Below are 19,422 nucleotides of genomic sequence, written 5' to 3' on the forward strand. Positions count from 1 at the left end.
ATCTTCTAATCTCATCCACCCCCAACAGGGCCAAAGAAACTAGCAGAGCCAGGCCACCAGGTCAAGAACAGCAGCCCCGGCGGTGAACAGCGATCTACACCCCACCCCAAATACCGTCAACTCAAGAGTTCAGAAAAAATCAAAAAACTTTGCCGCGCGCGCAAAATACCCCGGAAAACGGCCATTGCTGACCATCTCCGTTCCGACAGATCAAGGCAGCCTCCAACGCCAGCGAGCGATTTTTTACCCTCGCCACCTTTCATGTTTCTACCCTGCCACCCTATCTGTTCGACGCTGACGCTTCGCCGCGGCTCTTTTCTGAACCGACAAGCAGGCTCCTTTCTTCTCGCGCCCTCCGCCTCACCAATCCATGAAACCACGAACGAACCACCCGGATCCCAGCCTTCAGCCATGCCACCTTGCTGACCGGCAACGCGACACGCCCGTTGATCGCGTCACCAGCCAGCCGTCTCAACCCAGCCTAGCCCCCGATACGGCCGGTGGATTTCACTCTCCCGACACTCAATCCGGACCCGGCCCGATCCCGATGCGCATCGTCTTTCCCTTCATCGCCCAGCCTCATCAGGTCGCGCACTCGCTGCCGATCGCCCTGGAAATCGCGCGCCGCCATCCGGATATCGCGATCCATATCGCCTCCCTGACGGAGGAGCAGGAAGCCTATATAAGGCGTCTGGCCGACCTGTATCCCGACTCGCGGGTCACCTATGAACGCCTGACCCTACCCGGACCATTACAGCGGCAACTGACTCGCCGCGGGCCGAGCGTTCTGACAAAGATCGCAGCGCTTCTTTTTAACAAGAATTATTTCAAGACATTTCAGGCCATTGTCGTTCCTGAACGTACATCACTCTATCTCCGCAGACTGGGCGTACGCGGCCCGCGCCTGATCTGGACCCGCCACGGCGCCGGAGACCGGGCGATCGGCTTCGCCCGGGATGTCCGACATTTCGATTTTATCCTGATGGCAGGAAGGAAGCTGGAGAATCGCCTGCTGGCGGAGGGCACACTGCAACCTGGGCACTACGTCATAGGGGTCTATGCCAAATTCGATCTCGTGCGACTGATGCATCGCAACGCTCCGCCACTGTTCGGCAACGGACGCCCAACTGTTCTCTACAATCCGCATTTCAACCGGCGGCTGACATCGTGGTATAAGTCAGGCACTCAAATACTGGATTATTTTGCCAATCAGGATCGATACAATCTTGTTTTCGCCCCGCACTACCGCCTGTTCGACGCAGATCGCGACGAAGCCGCGCGCATCCAGCGGGCCTATGAGGGAATACCACATATGCTGATCGATCCGGGCAGCCCCCGCAGCGTCGACATGACTTATACAATGGGTGCCGACTTCTATCTGGGCGACGTCAGCAGCCAGGTCGCCGAATTTCTGATCAAACCGCGTCCCTGCCTGTTTCTTGACGCGCATGGGACGAAATGGCAGGACAATCCAGACTACTTATTTTGGTCTCTGGGGCCGGTGATCGATACGGTAGCCGGCCTTGGCGAGGCCTTGGAGGGTGCCATCGCCGGCCACCCGGATTTCCTTGACCGGCAGAAAACATATATACGCGAGACATTCGGTCTTGCGGATGACGGGCCGACTGCGCCGATCGGCGCGGATGCCATCGTAGAATTCCTTCGCAAGGCGCATTCGTGAACGCCTTCGCCATCGCTTTAAACCTGCCTTGATTACATGCTCCAGGTGGAAGATTCGTTGCCTGAAATGACACTCGATCCGACTCCGACAGATTCTGGTCAGGCGCGACGCCTGGGCGATTTTGCAACGTTTCCGGAAGCTCTGGATTACGCGGCCCTTGGGGAAGCGGGATTCAACGTCTATTCGGGACGTGGCCAACTGCTGGAATGCATCCCCTACCGAACGTTGCGCGAACAGGCCCTCGATGTCGCACGACGGCTGCTGACATTGGGCCTGCGCCCGGGTGAGCGGGTTGCCATCGTCGCGGAAAGCGATGGTGATTTCGCCCGCATCTTCTTCGGCTGCCAATATGCGGGTCTGGTGCCGGCCCCGCTGCCGCTGCCGGTCGCCTTCGGCGGCCGCGAAGGCTACGTGACGACCCTGCGCGGCATGATCGAGAGCGCCGGCGCCGCCGCCGTGATCGTGCCCGACATCATCGCCGGCTGGACGAGCGAGATCGTCGCGGGCTTCGATCTGCGCTTCGGCGGCGGTCCGTCGGACCTGATGGCCCTGCCGGTCGGTCCGGTCACCCTGCCGCGCGTCTCGCCGGACGATCTGTCCTACCTGCAATTCTCCTCGGGCAGCACCCGCTTCCCGATGGGGGTCGCCGTCACCCAGCAATCGGGCATGGCCAACGCCCGCGCGATCGCGCGCGACGGGCTGAAAGTCCGCGAAACCGGCGATCGATGCGTATCGTGGCTTCCGCTGTATCATGACATGGGCCTCGTCGGCTTCTTCCTGACGCCGGTCACCTGTCAGTTGACCGTCGATATGCTGCCAACGCGCGAGTTCGCCCGTCGTCCCCACGTCTGGCTGGACCTGATCAGCCGCAATCGCGGCACCATTTCCTACAGCCCGTCCTTCGGCTTCGAATTGTGCGCCCGCCGCGCCTCGACGGTCACGCTCGAACTGTCCTGCTGGCGCGTCGCGGGGATCGGCGGCGACATGATCCGCCACCATATCCTGGAGGAATTCGCCGAACGCTTCGCGGCTTCGGGCTTCGATGCCCGCGCCTTCACCGCCAGCTACGGCATGGCGGAAGCGACTCTGGCCATCAGCTTCGTGCCCCTGCATACCGGCATACAGACCGATACGGTCGATCTGCGGTTCCTGGAAACACAGGGGGTCGCGCGCCCGTCGAACGATCCGTCCCACGCGCTCAGAACGTTCATCCTGTGCGGCAAGGTTCTGCCCGAGCACGAACTGGAAGTGCGTGATCCCGCCGGTCGTTCCCAACCGGACCGCAAGGTCGGCACCATTTTCGTCCGTGGTCCCAGCCTGATGCGCGGCTATTTCAACCAGCCCCAGGAAACCCAGCGCGTGCTGGATGCCCATGGCTGGCTGAATACCGGCGACCTTGGTTACATGATCGACGGGCAGGTGGTCGTGACCGGCCGCGCCAAGGACCTGATCATCATCAATGGTCGCAATATCTGGCCGCAGGACCTGGAATGGTCGGCCGAGACCGAAATCGGCGCGCTGCGCAGCCGCGATGTCGCGGTCTTTTCGATCGACCAGGAAAAGGGGGAGAAGGTCGTGGCCCTGATCCAGTGCCGCGCCTCCACGCCCGAGGCCCGCGAAACGCTGCGCAACGAAGCCGCCAACCTGTTCCGCCGCCAGCATGGGGTCGATGTCTCGGTCATTCTGATCCCGCCTCACACGCTGCCGCAAACCTCGTCGGGCAAGCTCACGCGTGCGCGGGCCAAGGCCATGCTGCTGTCCGGTGCCTTCGACTCGGTCAGCGAAACCGCCTCAGTCGCATGATCCACGCGGGTCTGCCCCACGACAGGCCCCCGCTTCGATACTGGCCATCCGACCGGATTTCGATATAAGAGCATCCTCTTTTGTTGGAAGGGGCCGCAGGCAGTCCGCCAGACTGCCCTGCCCCGACATGGCAGGCGGGGTCCGTGCGCGTCATACGGGAACGGCCGCGCAATAAGGATGCTTTATAATGAGTGAAACGGTCGCGGACGTCTCTGCCCTCATCATCCAGACGCTACTGGCGAACCCCAAGGTTCCCCGCGACATCAGCGGCAGCAGCAAGATCGTCGAAGACCTGGCCTTCGATTCACTCGCGGTCATGAATTTCGTGATGGAAATCGAGGATTCCCTCGACGTCTCCGTTCCGCTCGACCGGCTTGCCGACATCCGCACCATCGACGACCTGGCCAACTGCATCGTATCCCTGAAGCAGGGCGACTGACTCGATGTCGATCTTCACCAAATACGAGCCGCTGGCCCGTTCGCTGGCGGCCGTGACCCATGGCGGAGGCCGCAACCCGTTTTCCGTCGTCATCGACCGCCCTCTATCCTCGACTTTGGGCATGATCGAGGGACGCGAGACCCTGCTGTTCGGCACCAATAATTATCTGGGCCTCAGCCAGAGCGAAGCGGCGATCGAAGCGGCGATCGACACGCTGCGCACCCACGGCGTCGGCACGACCGGCTCGCGCATCGCCAACGGCACCCAGAGCCTGCACCGCCAACTGGAAGCACGCATCGCCACGTTCTTCCGCCGCCGGCATTGCATGGTCTTCTCGACCGGCTACCAGGCGAATCTGGGCATGATCTCGGCCCTCGCCGGCAAGGATGATTACCTGCTGCTGGATGCCGACAGCCATGCCAGCATCTATGACGGCAGCCGGCTCAGCCAGGCGCAGGTCATCCGTTTCCGCCATAACGACCCCGAGGATCTGCATAAGCGCCTGCGCCGCCTGGATGGCACGCCGGGTGCGAAGCTCATCGTCGTCGAAGGCATCTACTCGATGATGGGCGATGTAGTGCCGATGGCCGAATTCGCCGCGGTGAAGCGCGAATCCGGCGCCTGGCTGCTGGCGGACGAAGCGCACTCCGTCGGTGTCATGGGCGAGCATGGACGCGGCGTCGCCGAAGCCAGCGGGGTCGAGGCCGATGTCGATTTCGTCGTCGGCACCTTCTCCAAGAGCCTGGGCACCGTTGGCGGCTATTGCGTCTCGGACCAGGACGGGCTGGACCTGATCCGGCTGTGTTCGCGGCCCTATATGTTCACCGCGTCGCTTCCGCCGGACGTGATCGCGGCCACCATGGCGGCATTGGGTGAACTGGAACGCCGGCCGGAGCTTCGGCATAGGCTGATGGACAATGCCCGGCGTCTGCATGCCGGCCTGAACGCCATCGGCCTGCGCACCGGCCCACAGGCCAGCCCCATCGTATCGGTCGTGCTGGACGAGGTCGATCAGGCGGTACGGTTCTGGAACCGGCTTCTGGACCTGGGCGTGTACGTCAATCTCAGCCTGCCGCCCGCCACCCCCGACCAGCACCCGCTGCTGCGCACATCGGTGATGGCGACGCATACCGCCGGGCAGATCGACCACGCGATCGAAATCTTCGCCACCGTGGCCCGCGAAATGGGAGTCGGTCGGTAAGGTCACTCCCCGCTCCTGCCATCTGACAGGAGCGGTCGAGAGCCTCATACCGTTACCGCCGGAACATCCCGCTCCCCTTCAGCCGCCAGAGCAGCCACGGCAGGCAAACCAGGGGATGCCGAGCTTCGAACGGGGTCAGCGCAAGGTCGAAGCCACGATGGCGGCGTATTTTCCAGGCGATGTAACGCGCGCCGCCGACGAAGGTGAAGGCGGCCTTGAACAGCCGCGCGACATTCAGCGGGCGCCCCAGTTCAGCGCGCATCCGCCATTGGCGGCCCGCCCGCGCGCGTGTTTCCGCCGAAACCGCCGGGCACAGCCGGTCGCCCTCCTGCACGAAGCGCAGGCCCGACGCGGCCCAGGCCGCCGGCAGCAACGCATCAAACCGCCCTCCGGGATTCCCGGCCAGCAGGGCAATCGACCGATCCCCCCCCTCGACTCGCAATTCCGCCGCATAGGTGCGGCGGAACAAGGCCTCCCAGAAATCCCGCGCCATCCCGCTGTCCGGCCCCAGAACGGCCGCCCACCACGCAGCGACCGCCACGGCGCGGATCAGGCACCCCAGGATCGCATCGGCCGCCGCCGCATCCCGTACCCAGACCAGCCGCGCCGGCTGGCAGAACCGGGCCCAGACCGTGGTATCCAGACTGCCGCGCGCGGTCAGCGCCCGGAATTGCGCGATGGTCAGGATAGCGACCTTGGCACGCACGCCGCGGCCATCGATCATGCGCTCATGATATTCGACATTCGGCGGCAACAGCGCGTTCGCCTCGCGCGCCACCCCGCCACGCGGCCAGTCGGCCTGCCGATCCAGCACGATGTAGAAATCGAGAACCCCCTCCGGATCCACCTGCCGCAGGCCCGAGCCGTAGAACAGAACCCCCAGTACCCGCGTCCCCCGGACCAATTCGGCGACGAACGCCGTCACCTCCGGAACCACCGGCCGAATCAGTTCTTCCGCCAGGATGCGGGCAACCCGCCCGGCGGCGAAAGAATCACGTCCCACATCATCCATGGCGATCAGATGTTCCGAATGAAATCGAAGGCCGGCCCGGCCGAGAGATAGGTGCGCCCATCCGGACCGGAATCCAGAATTTCGCCATCCAGCACGAATTCACCCCCCAGCCGCAGGGCCAGATGACCGGTCCGGCCACGCCGGTAGGATGGCGAATTGTCCAGCCACGCGGTGGACCGCCCCCGCAGCAGCGACCAGGTCGCGGAGAGCAGATGTTCGGGAAAGGCATCCACACTCAGATAGGACAACCCGCCCCCCCCGCACCGGGCGAACGGCCACATCCCGCCAGGCAGGCGATCCAGCGTGGTGGCCATGAACAGGAAATAATCCGCCGTCCGCGGCGCCTCGTCCCCGACGGCAAGCGTCATGGGATCGCCGCCCAGCCATTGGCGTCGGGTCGAACGGAAAACCAGCCGTCCCAGCGAGGACGCGATCGCGACCCCAACCGCCAGATCGTGCGAAAAGCGATTGAGAATGGCCGGTCGATGAGCGATGCGGATTCCGCGGGTAAAAGCGGCGGCACCATGAAACATTCCCAGCACCGCCGGACGCGCCGGATCTGACCAGCAAACCGCCAGCACGTCACGCCGCACGACCTGCCGGCGCAACCCGCCCACGCTGGCCAGGACGCTCAACCGTTCCAGCGCCGCCTCGCCACGCAGGCCGAATCCCACATCGGCGGCGATCAGGTTGGTATTGCCCGACGGCAGCACGGCGAGCGCCGGCAGGGCATCGGCCGGATAGCATTGATGAATGGCGGACATCACATCGCTGACGGTGCCGTCGCCGCCGTCGATCGCCACCACCCCGATTTCCCGCCGCGCCAACTCGGCCACGATCGCGACCAGGCCCGATCCGGCGGCCGAATGGAAGAACAGCGGCCCCAGCGCCTGGGACGCACACCGACGGAACGAGCCGTCTTCGCGGCGATTCCGACGGCTGCGCGGATTGTGGATCAGGGCGAATCGCTCGCTCACTCCCTATCGACCTCTTTCGTTACCGACACCCCGAGGCCAGCCCGGACATGCATGCTGATGAGGATCCGACGTTCGGCAAAACATGCCGGCCGTGCCGCCCCGCGGCACCGTCGCCCGGCTGGCCGAGTTCGCAACAGCCTCTCAGGCCATAAGCCGCGTTCCCGACGTTATTGCAAGATCGTGAACCGGTATGGGACATGGAACCTGACGACAATGCGGAGCAAGCCGTGACTGCCATCACCCTGGCCCATCTGTCCGACCTGCACCTGGCGCATGACGGACTGCGCTTTCCGGCATGGGGCCTGCTGAACAAACGCATGACCAGCCAGTTTTCCTGGCGGCACCGGCGACGGTTCCTGCATGTGGACACGGTCCTCGAAGCCCTCGTCGCCGATCTCCGCGCCATGACGCCGGATGCCGTGGCCCTGACCGGCGACCTGACCAATCTGGGCCTTCCCGTGGAATACCGGCGCGCGGCGGCCTGGGTCGCGACGCGCCTGCCCGAGCAGACCGCGATCGTCCCCGGCAACCACGACATGCTGGTGTCCGAGCCCTGGGACGCCACGCTGGGCCTATGGAAACCCTGGATGGCGGCCCGCCCCCAGGATTTTCCCTTTGTCCGGCGCGTCGGCATGGTCGCGCTGATCGGCGTCAATTCGGCCTGCCCCACCCCATGGTTTTCCGCCGCCGGCCGGATCGGCCCGGCGCAGGCCGCCCACCTGGCCGACCTGCTGCACGAAACCGGCCGCGAGGGCGCCTTCCGTGTGGTCATGATCCACCATCCGCCGGTGCCCGGCATCGTGTCCCGCCGCAAGGCGCTGCGGGATGCCGGATTGTTCGCGGCCGCGATCGCCCGCTCGGGGGCGGAACTGGTCCTGCATGGCCACAGCCATCGTTCCGGCCTGTCGTCCCTGCCCGGCCCGACGGCGACGGTGCCCGTGCTCGGAATCGCGTCTGCCTCGATGCTGGCGCCGGAACAGCAGCGCACGGCCGCCTGGCACCATATCCGCATCACCTGCACCAAGCGCGGATATGCGGCCGAATTCCACCGCCGCCTGGTCGCACCGGGCCGGCCGGTCCGTCAGCTTCCCCCCTGGCGCTTCGATGTCTATCGCCTCCCCTAGGCGATGGCTGTATGAGTTGGCCGACATGATGCGCGCGCCCCGCCCTTCCGTCTTGCTGCAAAGGATCACGCCGGGCACCCTGGACCGCTATCTCGTCCGGCAGATGGCGCCGCCATTCCTGATTTCGCTGGCCGTGGTGATGACCGCGCTGCTGCTGGAACGGCTGCTGGTCCTGCTGAACGTGCTGGCGGCGGATGGCGGCACGCTCAAGATCTTCGCCGGACTGCTGGCCGACCTGGTCCCCCATTACCTGGGCCTGGCCCTGCCGGCCGCGATCTGCGTCAGCGTCTTTTCTGTCGTGCGCCGGATGAGCGATAACAACGAGATCGACGCCCTGATGGCCAGCGGCGTCTCGCTGCTGCGCATAACGCGCCCTTTCGTCGTGGTCGGTGCGGCCCTGGGCCTGGTCGGATTCAGCCTCTACGGCTTCATCCAGCCCTACGCCCGCTACGATTTCCGGCAGGCGATGTATTTCGCCGCCCACGCGGGCTGGACCCCCCACCTCCAGAGCGGCATGTTCGCGACCCCCACCGGCACGCTGATGCTGACGGCGGATCGGGTCGACGGCGCCGGCACCCGGCTGCACCACGTCTTCATCCGCGACCGAAGCGACGGGCTGGAGCGCGACATCTCCGCCGAAAGCGGCACCCTGCACATCGCCGATGACCGGTCGTCGGTCCGGCTGGACCTGGCACACGGCATCATCGTCACCGACCGGCGGGACGCGGCGCCCACGCTGACCCTGTTCGACACCTCCACCCGCATCTTCCAGACCGTCTCCCAGGCCCGCGCCTTCCGCAGCCGCGGTACCGACGAACGCGAACTGACCCTGTTCGAACTGCTGCGAAAGGTGCATTCCGCCGATCCGACGATCCGCCGGCCCCACCTGGTGGCGGAGCTTCATTTCCGGATCGCCCGCGCCCTGGCCATTCCCTTCATCCCGGTCCTGGCCTGCGCGCTGGCAGGCATGGCCAAGCGCCAGCGCCGCAATCCGGGGCTCGCGATCGCCGCCATCAGCCTGGTCGGGTTCGACCATGCGCTGCAACTGGGGCTCAGCCTGGTCGCCAGTCGCGCGATGTCGCCCTGGCTGGTCATCTGGGGGCCGCTCCTGCTGTTCTGCGGGTCATGCATTTGGCTGATCGTCCACCGCGCCGGATCGGCCGGCAGCGGCCGGACCTGGCACGGTCCCTTCGCCCGCCTGCCCACCCGCGCGTCGGCCAGCCCGTCATCATGAACCCCCCATCCCCCTCGCCCGCGCGCAACGTGCTGATCGGCTACCTAACGCGCGAACTGGTCGGGCGCGTCCTGACGACAGCGGCGATCCTGCTGGCCCTGATGGAAATCCTGGCGCTGCTGGAACAATTGACGCCGATCCTGGAACGGCATCAGGGCGCGGCCGGCATCGCCTATTTCATGGTGCTGCACGCGCCGATGCTGGTCGGCAGCGCGTTGCCGCTGGCGGTGCTGATCGGCGCGCTGCTCCTGCTGGTGCAGATGACGACGGGCAGCGAGATCGCGATTCTTCGGGCCGCCGGCCTCACCACCCCCGGCCTCGCACGCCTGATGCTGCCGGCCGTCCTGGCGCTGGGCGTGGCCGGCGCACTGGTCGACGACCAGCTCACGCCGCGCGCGGAACTGGCGCTGGCACGCTGGTGGAACCGCACCGATCCCCACCCCGAAGGCGGGCGGAGCTTCTGGTTCCGCTCGGGCAGGACGCTGATCGATGTCGGCTACGTCGCAGGGGGCGGCACGACCCTCTCGCGCGTCGACCTCTATCAGCGCGACCCGGACGGCCGCCTGCGCCGCACCCTGCACCTCGCCACGCTGCGCTATGCGAACGGCGCCTGGAGCGACGAGGGAGGACGCAGCCTGGAACCCACCGGGGCCATCGTCCGCACGACGGTCCTGCCGCCCGCGCCTGCGCTGGAGCATGGCTGGCCGGCCGGGCTGCGCCCCGCCGACATGATCCGGCTGTCGATGGACACTCCCCCCCTTTCTGCCGCTGCCATCATCGCCGCCCTGCGCGGCCGCGCTCCCGCGTCCCAACCGGCGGCGGCCCTGCGCACCGCGCTGCTCGCACGCCTGCTCACCCCCTTCAGCTTTGCGGTTATGCTGTTATTGGCCCTGCCGGTGGTCTATATCCCACCACGGAGCGGAACGCGAAGCTGGCTACCGGTCTGGTGCCTGGGGGCTGGCCTGCTGTTCATGGTCTTCCAGGGCATGCTGCGGGCATTGGGCAATGCCGGCACGCTGCCCGCCCCGGCGGCGACCCTGCCCGGCATCGTGATCTTCACGCTCGCCGTCTGTGCCCTGGTGTTGAGGATTGAAGAGAGATGATCGGCACGACCCTACGCAACACGAGCCTTCGTACCGGCCGAAGCTTCGACCTGGGGAAAATGGATCTCCGTCAGTTGTGGATCGCCTACCTGACCTATCCGACGATCCTGCTCTATGTCGTGCTGGCCGCGATCAGCTTCGTCGTGCTGGCACGGAATTTCCCCGGCATCGGGCCGACCCTGATCGCCGCCGGTGCCGTCGTCGCGGTCTATCCGCTGGCATGGTACATGATTCACCGCTTCATCCTGCACGGCCGCTTCCTCTATCGGATGAAATGGACCGCGACGCTGTGGAAGCGCATCCATTTCGACCATCATCAGGACCCGCATCTACTGGACGTCCTGTTCGGCTCGCCGCTGAACACCATCCCCACCATCGCCATCATCACCCTGCCGATCGGCTACCTGATCGGGCATGTGGGCGGTGCCGCCGCGGCGATGGGCACCGGGCTGGTCATCACCTGCATCTATGAATTCTTCCACTGCATCCAGCACCTCAACTACAAGCCGCGGATGCGCTGGATCCAGAAGATGAAGCAGCGCCACGTCCTGCATCATTTCCACGACGAGGACGGCAATTACGGCATCACCAGCTTCGTCGTCGACCGGGCGTTCGGCACCTATTACGTCGATGCCCGCGCCCGGCCCCGCAGCCCGCACGTCTTCAATCTGGGCTACGATATCGAGGAAGCCACCCGCTACCCCTGGGTGATGGAACAGACCGGCGCCCCCCCGCGCGACCGGCCCGACGGCGCCACCCCCCAGCGGAACGCGGCGTGACGGCAGGCATCCCGGCGCCCGCACCGCTGACCGTCCTGGTCCTGGCCGGCACCCGCGCCGGCATCGAGGACCCGATGGCCAGCGCCGCCAACGTCTCGCACAAGGCGATCCTGCCCGTGGCCGGCCGGCCGATGATCGCGCGGGTGCTCGACGCGCTCGCCGCCAATCCCCGCATCGGCCGGATCGTCATCAGTATCGAAACCCCCGGCATCCTGGCCGGCCTGGTGCTGGAGCACGCGGTCGATTTCCTGCCCCCGGCCGCCGGTCCCAGCGCCAGCGTGATGCAGGCCCTGCGCACGCTCGGCACTCCGCTGCTGGTCACCACCGCCGACCATGCGCTGCTGCGCCCGGAATGGATCGACACCTTCCTCGATTCGGTCGACGCGGATTGCGACATGGCCGCCGCCATCGCCATGGAGGCCGACATCGCGCGCGATGTTCCCGGCACCAGACGCACGATGATCCGCCTCGCCGACGGCGCCTTTTCCGGCTGCAACCTGTTCCTGTTCCGCACCCCGGCGGCGATCGGCGTGGTGGAGCTGTGGCAGCGACTCGAAAAGGAACGCAAACGGCCGATCCGCATGGCGCGCCTGCTCGGAATCGGCACCTTGCTGCGCTACCTGACCGGCGGCCTGACCCGCGCGGCCCTGTGCGCCCGGGTGGGCAGCCTCAGCCGGGCCTCCGTCGGACTCGTCGCCCTGCCCGACGGCCGCGCCGCCGTGGATGTCGACAAACCCGCCGATCTGGCTCTGGTGGAATCCCTGCTGCGGACATCCCCCGCATGACGCGGGTTTCCCGCGCCTGACCCATGCGCATTGCCTATATCATCAACTCGGTCGAAGGCGGCGGCGCCGCCTTCCCCGTGCCCGACATCACGAACGTCCTGCGCCGCGCGGGGCACGAGGTCGCGATCTTCGCGCTGCAACGCCGCGACGGCCGTGCCCTGCCGGCACTCCAGGCGGCGGGCCTGGCGGTCGACATCCACCCCGGCGCCCAGCGCGGCCACCTGGGCACCCTCCGCTGGCTGGACCGCCGGATGACGCAGTGGCGCCCCGACCTGCTCTGGACCTCCCTGACCCGGGCAACCGTGCTGGGGCAACTGGTGGGGCTGATCCGCCGCATCCCGGTCGTCAGTTGGCAGCATTCCGCCGGGCTGAGTCCCGCCAATACCCGCCTGCTCCGTGGCCTGCGGTCACTGAGCCGCGTCTGGGTCGCCGATTCCACCTGCGTGCTGCATGTCATGCGCGACCGGCTGCATATCCCGGCCGACCGCGCGGCCCTCTGGCCGATCTTCCGCGCCGACCCCGGCTGCCCGGCGGCCCGCCCGTGGCAACCCGGCGAGACGGTACGCCTCGGCTCGCTGGGCCGCCTGCATCCGGTCAAGGGCTACGACATCCTGTGCCAGGCCCTGGCATTGCTGAAGACCGATCCCACCCTACCCCCCTTCCAGGTGACCATCGCCGGCGAAGGCGACGCCCGGCCGCAGATCGAACGCCTGATCCGCGAGCACGCTCTGACCACGCTGCGCCTGGCCGGCTTCACCAGCGCGGCGACCGCGTTCCTGTCCACCCAGCACGGTTACATCCAGCCCTCGCGGCACGAGGGGCTGTGCATCGGCGTGCATCAGGCCATGCAGGCCGGCCTGGCCCCGATCGCCTCCGCGGTCGGCGAAATCCCCTACACGATCCAGGATGGCATCTCCGGACTCCTGGTCCCCCCCGCCGATCCCGCCGCCCTGGCCGAGGCGCTGGCAAGTGCGCTCCGCCAGCCCCAGGCGCTTTCCACCATGGGCCAGGCCGCGCGAACCCGCGTGCTGGATCTGTTCGCCCCCCAACGGTTCGATGCCGCCGGGCTGGCGATTCTCGACCGGCTCACGCGCCCTCAGCGCGCCTGACGCCGGGCCAGCCGCTCCAGCTCGATCGCGATCCGGCGCGGCGACCGGCTGATCCGCTTCGCATCCACCAGCGTCACCTCCCCGACGGCGGACAGCGTGTGCAGGCCGTCGGTAGAGGGCGCCCAGTCCGCCGGCGCGACGATCGGCGTCCCGGCCCGCGCGGCAAACCGCTCCGGCGTCAGTTCGCTAATCGCCAGCGGCACGATCGCGCCGCCATAGGTCGCCGTACAATCCTGGGTCGGCAGCACGACCTGCCCGCCGGTCGCGACCGGCGTGCCCCCCGGCCGCGCGCTCCGCCGGTCCCGCCGCACCGGATTACCGGGGTGCCGGTGCCACGGGCCGCACAGCCTGTCGGCCCAGGCGACATGCAGCAGGCTCTGCCTGTCCGCACCCGACCCGCCGGGCGGGCTGTAGAACATCCACCACCTGTCCTCGATCCGCACCGGCGACGCATCGATCGCCGCTTCGGGAAAGGCGAAGCCGGAAACCTTCTCCCAGCGATCAGGAAAGGACACGGCGCGATACAGCGTCAGCCGGCCCGACCGATAGGCCTCGGGCAGCAGATAGATCTCGCCCTCATCGACGATCACCACTGGATAGGAAAGATGCCACGGCTCGGACAGCACCGGCCGCGCATCGAGCAGCCGCAGCGCCCGATCGAAGACGAAGACATCGATCCGGCCAATCCGGTCGCGATAATCATAGGCCTCGGCAAAGAGATACAGCCGATCGTCCCGCCACAGTCCGAACGGATCGGCCAGGAAACGGAACGGACCGGGGTCCGGCAGCCAGGTCACCGGCAGCCCGTCGACCCCGCCCCGCGCCAGGATGTCGGACAGCGGGCAGGACAGGATGCCGGTCCGCCAGATATCGGTCCGCAGGATGCCCATGCCCCTCCCCCATGCCGTCACACCGCTTCCATGACGGCCGCCGAGCGGTCTATCGCATCCGGCGAGGTTCGGAAACCTCGGCGCCCGTGACGCGCCGCGCGCCCCGTGGCATGGTGCGCCCGATGCCCGTCGATCCCATCCAGACCCAGATCGCCATCCGCCGCGCGGTCAACCATCTCTGCGGCCAGATGGGCTGGGCGGCGCTGAACGAACTGGTCCTGCCCGATGGACGCCGCGCCGACGTCATGGCCCTGCTGCCCGACAACGGATTCGCCTGTATCGAAATCAAGTCCGGCCCCCGCGACTTCCTGGCCGACCGGAAATGGACCTGCTACCGCGCGTGGTGCGACCAGCTTTTTTTCGCGGTCGATCGCGCCTTTCCCCTCTCCCTGCTGCCCGAGGCGACCGGGATCATGGTTGCCGACACCGACAGCCTGCCCGCCGGGCTGAACGTGATCGCCGAAACCGCCATCCTGCGCGCTCCGGTCACCAATGCGCTGCCGGCCGCCCGGCGGCGGAAACTGACATGGCTGTTCGCCACCCAGGCGGCCGGGCGACTGGCCCGCCTGGACGACCCGGCCATCACCACCGCCCTGCGCGCGGCAAGGCGGGTGGAATGACCGCGCGCCCACCACCCATGAAAGGATTCCCGATGTCCGACGCCGCCATCCTGTGCCGGTTCGAGGCCGCGCGCTCCATCGTCCGCGATGCGGCCGACCTGGCCATGGCGATGCGTCCGCCGCCGGGCGGGCCATCGGGCAGGCAGAAGAGCGCCCAGGACTGGCTGACCGAAGCCGACGGCGCGGTCGAGGCCCTGATCTCCGAACGGATCGGCGCCCTGTTCCCCGAGGACGGTTTCCAGGGCGAGGAAGAAGGACGCACCCGCACCGGCCGCCTGCGCTGGGTGGTCGATCCGATCGACGGCACCTCGAACTACGCGCGCGGCCGCGCGCGCTGGTGCGTCTCGCTGGGCCTGATGGACGGCGACCAGCCCGTCGCCGGCATCATCCAGGCCCCGGCGCTGAACGAAACCTATACCGCCGTGCGCGGCCACGGCGCTTTCCTCAACGGCCGGCCGATCCAGGCCTCGCCGGTCACGGACACCGGCTCCGCAATGATCGAGATGGGCTGGAGCAACAAGGTATCCGAAGGCGTCTACGCGGCGAAGATGGCGGCGATCCTGGATCTGGGCGCCATGCCCCGCTCCGGCGGCTCCGGCGCGCTGGCCCTGGCCGATATCGCGTGCGGCCGGCTGGACGGCTATCTGGAAATGGCCATCAACCTGTGGGACGTGGCGGCGGCGCTGGTGCTGCTGGAGGAAACCGGGGCCCGTTTCTCGCCGTTCCTGCGAGACGGCGGGCTGGAGCGCGGCATCACCCTGCTGGCGTCGGCGCCGGGAATCGCCGCCGATCTGTCGAAGGCGCTGGCGGTGACGCTGGACTGACCGGCCGCCGCCAGCCATGGTTACGCCATAAAAATCCGCTAGCGGAGAAGGCTGACGGTGGCGCGCCCGGACCCGTTCCGGCGCACGCGAAATTCCTTATTGATCAGGCCGGCACCGCAACGCCGGAAACTACGGAGCACGCCCTTGCGAGACGGTTTTTCGCGCATTCCCCCGGCCCGCACCCTCCCGCCCCGCGCGCCCCTGGTCCTGGCGGCCATCGCGCTGGCGCTTTCGGCCGCGCCGGCCCTGGCGTCGAGCGAACGACAGCAGTCCCTGGTCGACCGCGCGACCCTGACGGTGCGCGACCTGTTCAACGGCGCGGGCCCGAACAGCAAGATCACCCGCTACATGACCCAGGCCCGCGCGGTGATGGTCTGCCCGTCGATCTTCCGCATGTCGATCGGCTTCGGCGGCGCGGGCGGCGGCTGCGTCCTGCTGTCGCGCGATGCCCGGGGTTCGTGGTCCGATCCGGCCTTCTACACGCTCAGTTCGGCCAATGTGGGCATCCAGCTCGGCATGCAGGATTCCGAGATGATGTTCTTCGTCATGACCGACCGTGGCCTCCAGGCGCTGCTGGACAGCCAGTTCCAGTTCGGTGCCAACGCCGCGGCGTCGTTCGCGACCATGGGAACGGGCATCGAAAGCGGCACGGCGGGCGAGCGCAACACCGATATCATGGCGTTGCAGAAATCCAAGGGCCTGTTCGCCGGCGCGGCGCTCGGCGGCTCGAAGCTGACGGTCAATAGCGGCGCGAACCGCGCCTATTACAACCAGGTCGTCGGGCCCGAGGATATCGTCGTCTCCATGCGGGTCAACAATCCCGGCGCCGATCCCCTGCGCGCCGCATTGAGCGAGGTCCAGGCCAAGGCCACTGCCGGCACGCCCGCCATGGCGCCGCCGGCCTCCGTCCAGCCCGGCGGGGGCGGCTATGCCGAGCAGTCCCAGGTCAATGTCCCCACCTCCGGCCCGGTCCGCAGCCAGCCCCTGTCGCCTCCCTGAGATTACCGTCCCGGCGCCTGGCGCGCGCGCCAGGCGCCGACATTGCGGTTGTGGTCCGACAGGCTGCTGGCGAACGCATGCCCCCCGCTGCCATCGGCGACGAAATACAGCGCGTCGCTGTCGGCGGGATGCGCCACCGCCTCCAGCGCGGCCCGGCCGGGCGCGCAGATCGGCCCGGCCGGCAGCCCCGGCAACGTGTAGGTATTATAAGCCCCGGGCGCATCCAGTTCGGCCCGCGTCAGCGCATGCCCCAGCGGCCCGGCCCCGCGATTGATCCCATACACCACCGTCGGGTCGGATTGCAGCCGCATGCCAAGGCGCAGCCGGTTGATGAAGACCCGGGCCACCAGGGGCCGCTCGGCCGCGATCGCGGTCTCGCGCTCGACCATCGACGCCACGATCAGCAACGTCCGACGATCGGGGATTTCCGCCACCGGCACCCGGTCCCGCCAGACCACGTCCAGCGTCGCCGTCATGGCCGCCCGCATGCGGGCCAGCAGGGTGGCGCGCGGCGTCCCCCATTCATAATCATAGGTCTGCGGCAACACCGTCCCTTCGTCCGGCGGTGCCAGCGCCGGCCCCGTCAGCACCGTTACCCGGTCGATCAGCTCGGCCACCTGGATGGCGGACAACCCCTCGGGCACGGTCAGGCGATGCACCACCGGCCTGGCATGGCGCAGCACGAACAGCACGTCACGCAGCGAACCATGGGCCGGAAACTCCAGCTCCGCCGCATGCAGCACACCGTCATGGCGCGTCAGATGAACCGCCACGCGGAACAGCAGGCTGTTCAACGAACCCGGCGCGATCACCCCTGCCCGTTGCAGGATGGCCGCCGTGCTGGCCAATCCCCCGCGGGCGATCACCACCGCGCGGGCGTCCGGCGCCGGTCCCGGCGCGCCATAGCGCCACCATCCCCACACCGCGATACCCCCGCCCGCCGCGCAGACCGCCAGCAGCAGAAACAGGCTGAAAATCAGAAGACGCTTGAGCATGATGCTCTTTTTCCGCGTCACGATACCGAAGGCAAGAGCCCGGGCTTACGGATCAGGCGAACGCCCGATCCGTCCGTCCAGACGGGCTCAGACGCCGCGCACGATGATGCTGGCGTTGGTGCCACCGAACCCGAAACTGTTCGACAGGGCGACATCGATCCTGCGGCGCTGCGCTTCGTGGGCCACCCGGTCGATCGCGCTTTCGGTGGACGGGTTGTCCAGGTTCAACGTCGGCGGCGCGACATTGTCGCGGATCGCGAGGATCGAGAAAATCGCCTCGACCGCCCCGGCGGCGCCCAGCAGATGGCCGATGGCCGATTTGGTCGACGACATCGCAAGCTTCCCCGCGTCATCGCCGAACAGGCGCTCGACCGCCTGCAATTCCAGGTCGTCCGCCATGGTCGAAGTACCATGGGCATTCACGTATCCGATATCGGAAACCGCGATGCCGGCGCTGCGCACGGCAGCCTGCATGGCGCGATAGGCACCTTCATGCCCCTCGGCCGGCGCGGTGATATGATAGGCGTCGCCGGACATGCCGTATCCGACGATCTCGCCATAGATCCGCGCGCCACGCGCCTTGGCGTGCTCATATTCCTCCAGCACCACGATGCCGGCGCCTTCGCCCATGACGAAGCCGTCGCGATCGCGGTCCCAGGGGCGCGAGGCCTTTTCCGGCGCATCGTTGAACGCGGTGGACAGCGCGCGCGCCGAGCAGAATCCGGCAATGCCCAGCGGGCACACCGCCGCCTCGGCGCCCCCGGCCACCATCACGTCGGCATCGCCGAGCATGATCAGGCGCGAGGCATCGCCGATCGCATGCACGCCGGTGGCGCACGCGGTCACGACCGAATGATTGGGGCCCTTGAAGCCGTATTTGATCGACACATGGCCCGAGACCAGGTTGATCAGCGCCGACGGAATGAAGAAGGGCGACAGGCGGCGCGCCCGTCCCTCATGCACCGTGATCGACGCGTCATAAATCGTCTGAAGGCCGCCGATGCCCGAACCGATCATCACGCCGGTGCGGCAGCGGTCCTCCTCGGATTCGGGCTTCCACCCGGAATCCTCGACCGCCTCGGTCGCCGCGACAAGACCCAGATGGATGAAGCGATCCATCTTCTTCTGGTCCTTGACCGGCACCCAGTCGGACAATGTCAGGCAGCCCGCCTCGGTCGGTCCGACCGGCACCTCGCCGGCGACATGCGCGGCCAGATCGGACGGATCGAACGAGGCGATGCGGCCGATCCCGCTTTCGCCGGCGATCAGGCGCGACCAGTTATGTTCGAGCCCGAGCCCGAGCGGGCTGACAATGCCCATACCGGTAACAACAACGCGCCGATGTCCCGACGCTCCTCCGGCAGATTGTATCAACCCGCACCGCTCCCTGATCACAAAATCCGACGTCCCGGCAGAGAAGCAGCCTCAGGCGGCTTTCTGCTTCTCGATATAATCGATCGCGTCCTTCACGGTTGCGATCTTCTCGGCCGCATCTTCCGGGATCTCGACGCTGAAAGCCTCTTCGAAGGCCATCACCAGTTCGACGGTATCCAGGCTGTCCGCGCCCAGATCGTCGATGAAGGAGGCCTCCGGCGTGACCTTGCTTTCCTCGACGCCGAGGTGCTCGACCACGATCTTCTTAACCTTGTCAGCGATTTCGCTCATCTGTCTTCGCTTCCTGTCTGCCCCAAGAGATACGGGCGGTTCGAAATTCATTCGTCCTGTCTGACGTCCCGCGAAACGGAACCGCCGGACCATGTCCAGCCCGCTCCCGGACGAAGCAGCGGCGGATTAGCACGGTTCCCCGGCAATAGCCAAGGCGGCGGATCTTCTTTCGGTCACAATCC

Annotated in this window: 20 protein-coding genes; 13 read left to right on the forward strand and 7 right to left on the reverse strand. The window is 67.1% G+C overall.

Features of this window, described 5'->3' with window-relative positions; all coding sequences use genetic code 11:
* Window positions 1–116 precede the first annotated feature (116 nt).
* On the reverse strand, window positions 117–413 hold the full coding sequence (locus HLH48_RS17740) for a hypothetical protein (RefSeq protein ID WP_182998819.1): 297 nt from the start codon (window positions 411–413) through the stop codon (window positions 117–119).
* 134 nt (window positions 414–547) lie between these two features.
* Here HLH48_RS17740 and HLH48_RS17745 point away from each other — a divergent pair, with 134 nt between their 5' ends.
* The 4 genes from HLH48_RS17745 to spt all read left to right on the forward strand — a co-directional run bounded on the left by HLH48_RS17745 (window position 548) and on the right by spt (window position 5,124).
* Window positions 548–1,681 carry a sensor domain-containing protein gene (locus HLH48_RS17745; RefSeq protein WP_182998820.1) on the forward strand — a complete coding sequence of 378 codons (1,134 nt, stop codon included), beginning with the start codon at window positions 548–550 and terminating at the stop codon, window positions 1,679–1,681.
* A 66-nt stretch (window positions 1,682–1,747) separates the two neighbouring features.
* Window positions 1,748–3,484 carry a fatty acyl-AMP ligase gene (locus HLH48_RS17750; protein WP_182998865.1) on the forward strand — a complete coding sequence of 579 codons (1,737 nt, stop codon included), beginning with the start codon at window positions 1,748–1,750 and terminating at the stop codon, window positions 3,482–3,484.
* 187 nt (window positions 3,485–3,671) lie between these two features.
* Window positions 3,672–3,923, forward strand: coding sequence for an acyl carrier protein (locus HLH48_RS17755; protein ID WP_182950899.1), 252 nt, complete (start codon window positions 3,672–3,674; stop codon window positions 3,921–3,923).
* A gap of 4 nt (window positions 3,924–3,927) precedes the next feature.
* Window positions 3,928–5,124, forward strand: coding sequence for a serine palmitoyltransferase (gene spt, locus HLH48_RS17760; RefSeq protein ID WP_182998821.1), 1,197 nt, complete (start codon window positions 3,928–3,930; stop codon window positions 5,122–5,124).
* Window positions 5,125–5,176: 52 nt separating this feature from the next.
* On the opposite strand, the gene HLH48_RS17765 is transcribed toward spt, so the two are convergent.
* Together HLH48_RS17765 and HLH48_RS17770 are read right to left on the reverse strand one after the other, a co-directional pair.
* Complete coding sequence (locus HLH48_RS17765; protein WP_182998822.1) at window positions 5,177–6,136, reverse strand: hypothetical protein; 960 nt, start codon at window positions 6,134–6,136, stop codon at window positions 5,177–5,179.
* Between the two features lie 5 nt (window positions 6,137–6,141).
* Entirely contained in the window at window positions 6,142–7,113 is a 972-nt protein-coding gene (locus HLH48_RS17770) for a diacylglycerol/lipid kinase family protein (RefSeq protein WP_182998823.1), read from the reverse strand.
* Between the two features lie 227 nt (window positions 7,114–7,340).
* Here HLH48_RS17770 and HLH48_RS17775 point away from each other — a divergent pair, with 227 nt between their 5' ends.
* The 6 genes from HLH48_RS17775 to HLH48_RS17800 all read left to right on the forward strand — a co-directional run bounded on the left by HLH48_RS17775 (window position 7,341) and on the right by HLH48_RS17800 (window position 13,247).
* Window positions 7,341–8,237 carry a metallophosphoesterase family protein gene (locus HLH48_RS17775; RefSeq protein ID WP_264812808.1) on the forward strand — a complete coding sequence of 299 codons (897 nt, stop codon included), beginning with the start codon at window positions 7,341–7,343 and terminating at the stop codon, window positions 8,235–8,237.
* Between the two features lie 25 nt (window positions 8,238–8,262).
* The gene (locus HLH48_RS17780; RefSeq protein ID WP_182998825.1) at window positions 8,263–9,471 is read left to right on the forward strand and encodes an LptF/LptG family permease; all 1,209 of its coding nucleotides are present in this window, start codon (window positions 8,263–8,265) and stop codon (window positions 9,469–9,471) included.
* Window positions 9,468–10,574 (forward strand): LptF/LptG family permease, encoded by a 1,107-nt coding sequence (locus tag HLH48_RS17785; protein WP_182998826.1) that lies wholly within the window; start codon window positions 9,468–9,470, stop codon window positions 10,572–10,574. Before HLH48_RS17780 ends, HLH48_RS17785 begins: the two co-directional genes overlap by 4 nt.
* Complete coding sequence (locus tag HLH48_RS17790; RefSeq protein WP_182998827.1) at window positions 10,571–11,353, forward strand: sterol desaturase family protein; 783 nt, start codon at window positions 10,571–10,573, stop codon at window positions 11,351–11,353. Before HLH48_RS17785 ends, HLH48_RS17790 begins: the two co-directional genes overlap by 4 nt.
* A 74-nt stretch (window positions 11,354–11,427) precedes the next feature.
* Entirely contained in the window at window positions 11,428–12,138 is a 711-nt protein-coding gene (locus HLH48_RS17795) for an NTP transferase domain-containing protein (protein ID WP_182998866.1), read from the forward strand.
* 23 nt (window positions 12,139–12,161) lie between these two features.
* The gene (locus HLH48_RS17800) at window positions 12,162–13,247 is read left to right on the forward strand and encodes a glycosyltransferase family 4 protein (protein WP_182998828.1); all 1,086 of its coding nucleotides are present in this window, start codon (window positions 12,162–12,164) and stop codon (window positions 13,245–13,247) included.
* Here HLH48_RS17800 and HLH48_RS17805 read toward each other — a convergent pair.
* Entirely contained in the window at window positions 13,235–14,137 is a 903-nt protein-coding gene (locus HLH48_RS17805) for a glucosamine inositolphosphorylceramide transferase family protein (protein ID WP_182998829.1), read from the reverse strand. The two genes, HLH48_RS17800 and HLH48_RS17805, sit on opposite strands and share 13 nt — an antisense overlap.
* An 86-nt stretch (window positions 14,138–14,223) precedes the next feature.
* On the opposite strand from HLH48_RS17805, the gene HLH48_RS17810 reads away from it, so the two are divergent.
* The 3 genes from HLH48_RS17810 to HLH48_RS17820 all read left to right on the forward strand — a co-directional run bounded on the left by HLH48_RS17810 (window position 14,224) and on the right by HLH48_RS17820 (window position 16,580).
* Complete coding sequence (locus tag HLH48_RS17810; protein ID WP_408871467.1) at window positions 14,224–14,757, forward strand: MmcB family DNA repair protein; 534 nt, start codon at window positions 14,224–14,226, stop codon at window positions 14,755–14,757.
* A gap of 32 nt (window positions 14,758–14,789) precedes the next feature.
* The gene (locus tag HLH48_RS17815) at window positions 14,790–15,581 is read left to right on the forward strand and encodes an inositol monophosphatase family protein (RefSeq protein ID WP_182998830.1); all 792 of its coding nucleotides are present in this window, start codon (window positions 14,790–14,792) and stop codon (window positions 15,579–15,581) included.
* Between the two features lie 165 nt (window positions 15,582–15,746).
* Window positions 15,747–16,580 (forward strand): lipid-binding SYLF domain-containing protein, encoded by an 834-nt coding sequence (locus HLH48_RS17820; RefSeq protein WP_373320262.1) that lies wholly within the window; start codon window positions 15,747–15,749, stop codon window positions 16,578–16,580.
* Between the two features lie 2 nt (window positions 16,581–16,582).
* On the opposite strand, the gene mltG is transcribed toward HLH48_RS17820, so the two are convergent.
* From mltG to HLH48_RS17835, 3 genes are all read right to left on the reverse strand, one after another.
* Window positions 16,583–17,575, reverse strand: coding sequence for an endolytic transglycosylase MltG (mltG, locus tag HLH48_RS17825; protein ID WP_182998831.1), 993 nt, complete (start codon window positions 17,573–17,575; stop codon window positions 16,583–16,585).
* 87 nt (window positions 17,576–17,662) lie between these two features.
* Complete coding sequence (gene fabF / locus HLH48_RS17830) at window positions 17,663–18,949, reverse strand: beta-ketoacyl-ACP synthase II (protein ID WP_182998832.1); 1,287 nt, start codon at window positions 18,947–18,949, stop codon at window positions 17,663–17,665.
* Window positions 18,950–19,000: 51 nt separating this feature from the next.
* The gene (locus HLH48_RS17835; RefSeq protein WP_012227163.1) at window positions 19,001–19,240 is read right to left on the reverse strand and encodes an acyl carrier protein; all 240 of its coding nucleotides are present in this window, start codon (window positions 19,238–19,240) and stop codon (window positions 19,001–19,003) included.
* Between the last annotated feature and the right edge of the window lie 182 nt (window positions 19,241–19,422).

Source organism: Gluconacetobacter sacchari, from assembly GCF_014174255.1.
GTDB classification, from domain to species: Bacteria; Pseudomonadota; Alphaproteobacteria; order Acetobacterales; family Acetobacteraceae; genus Gluconacetobacter; species Gluconacetobacter sacchari.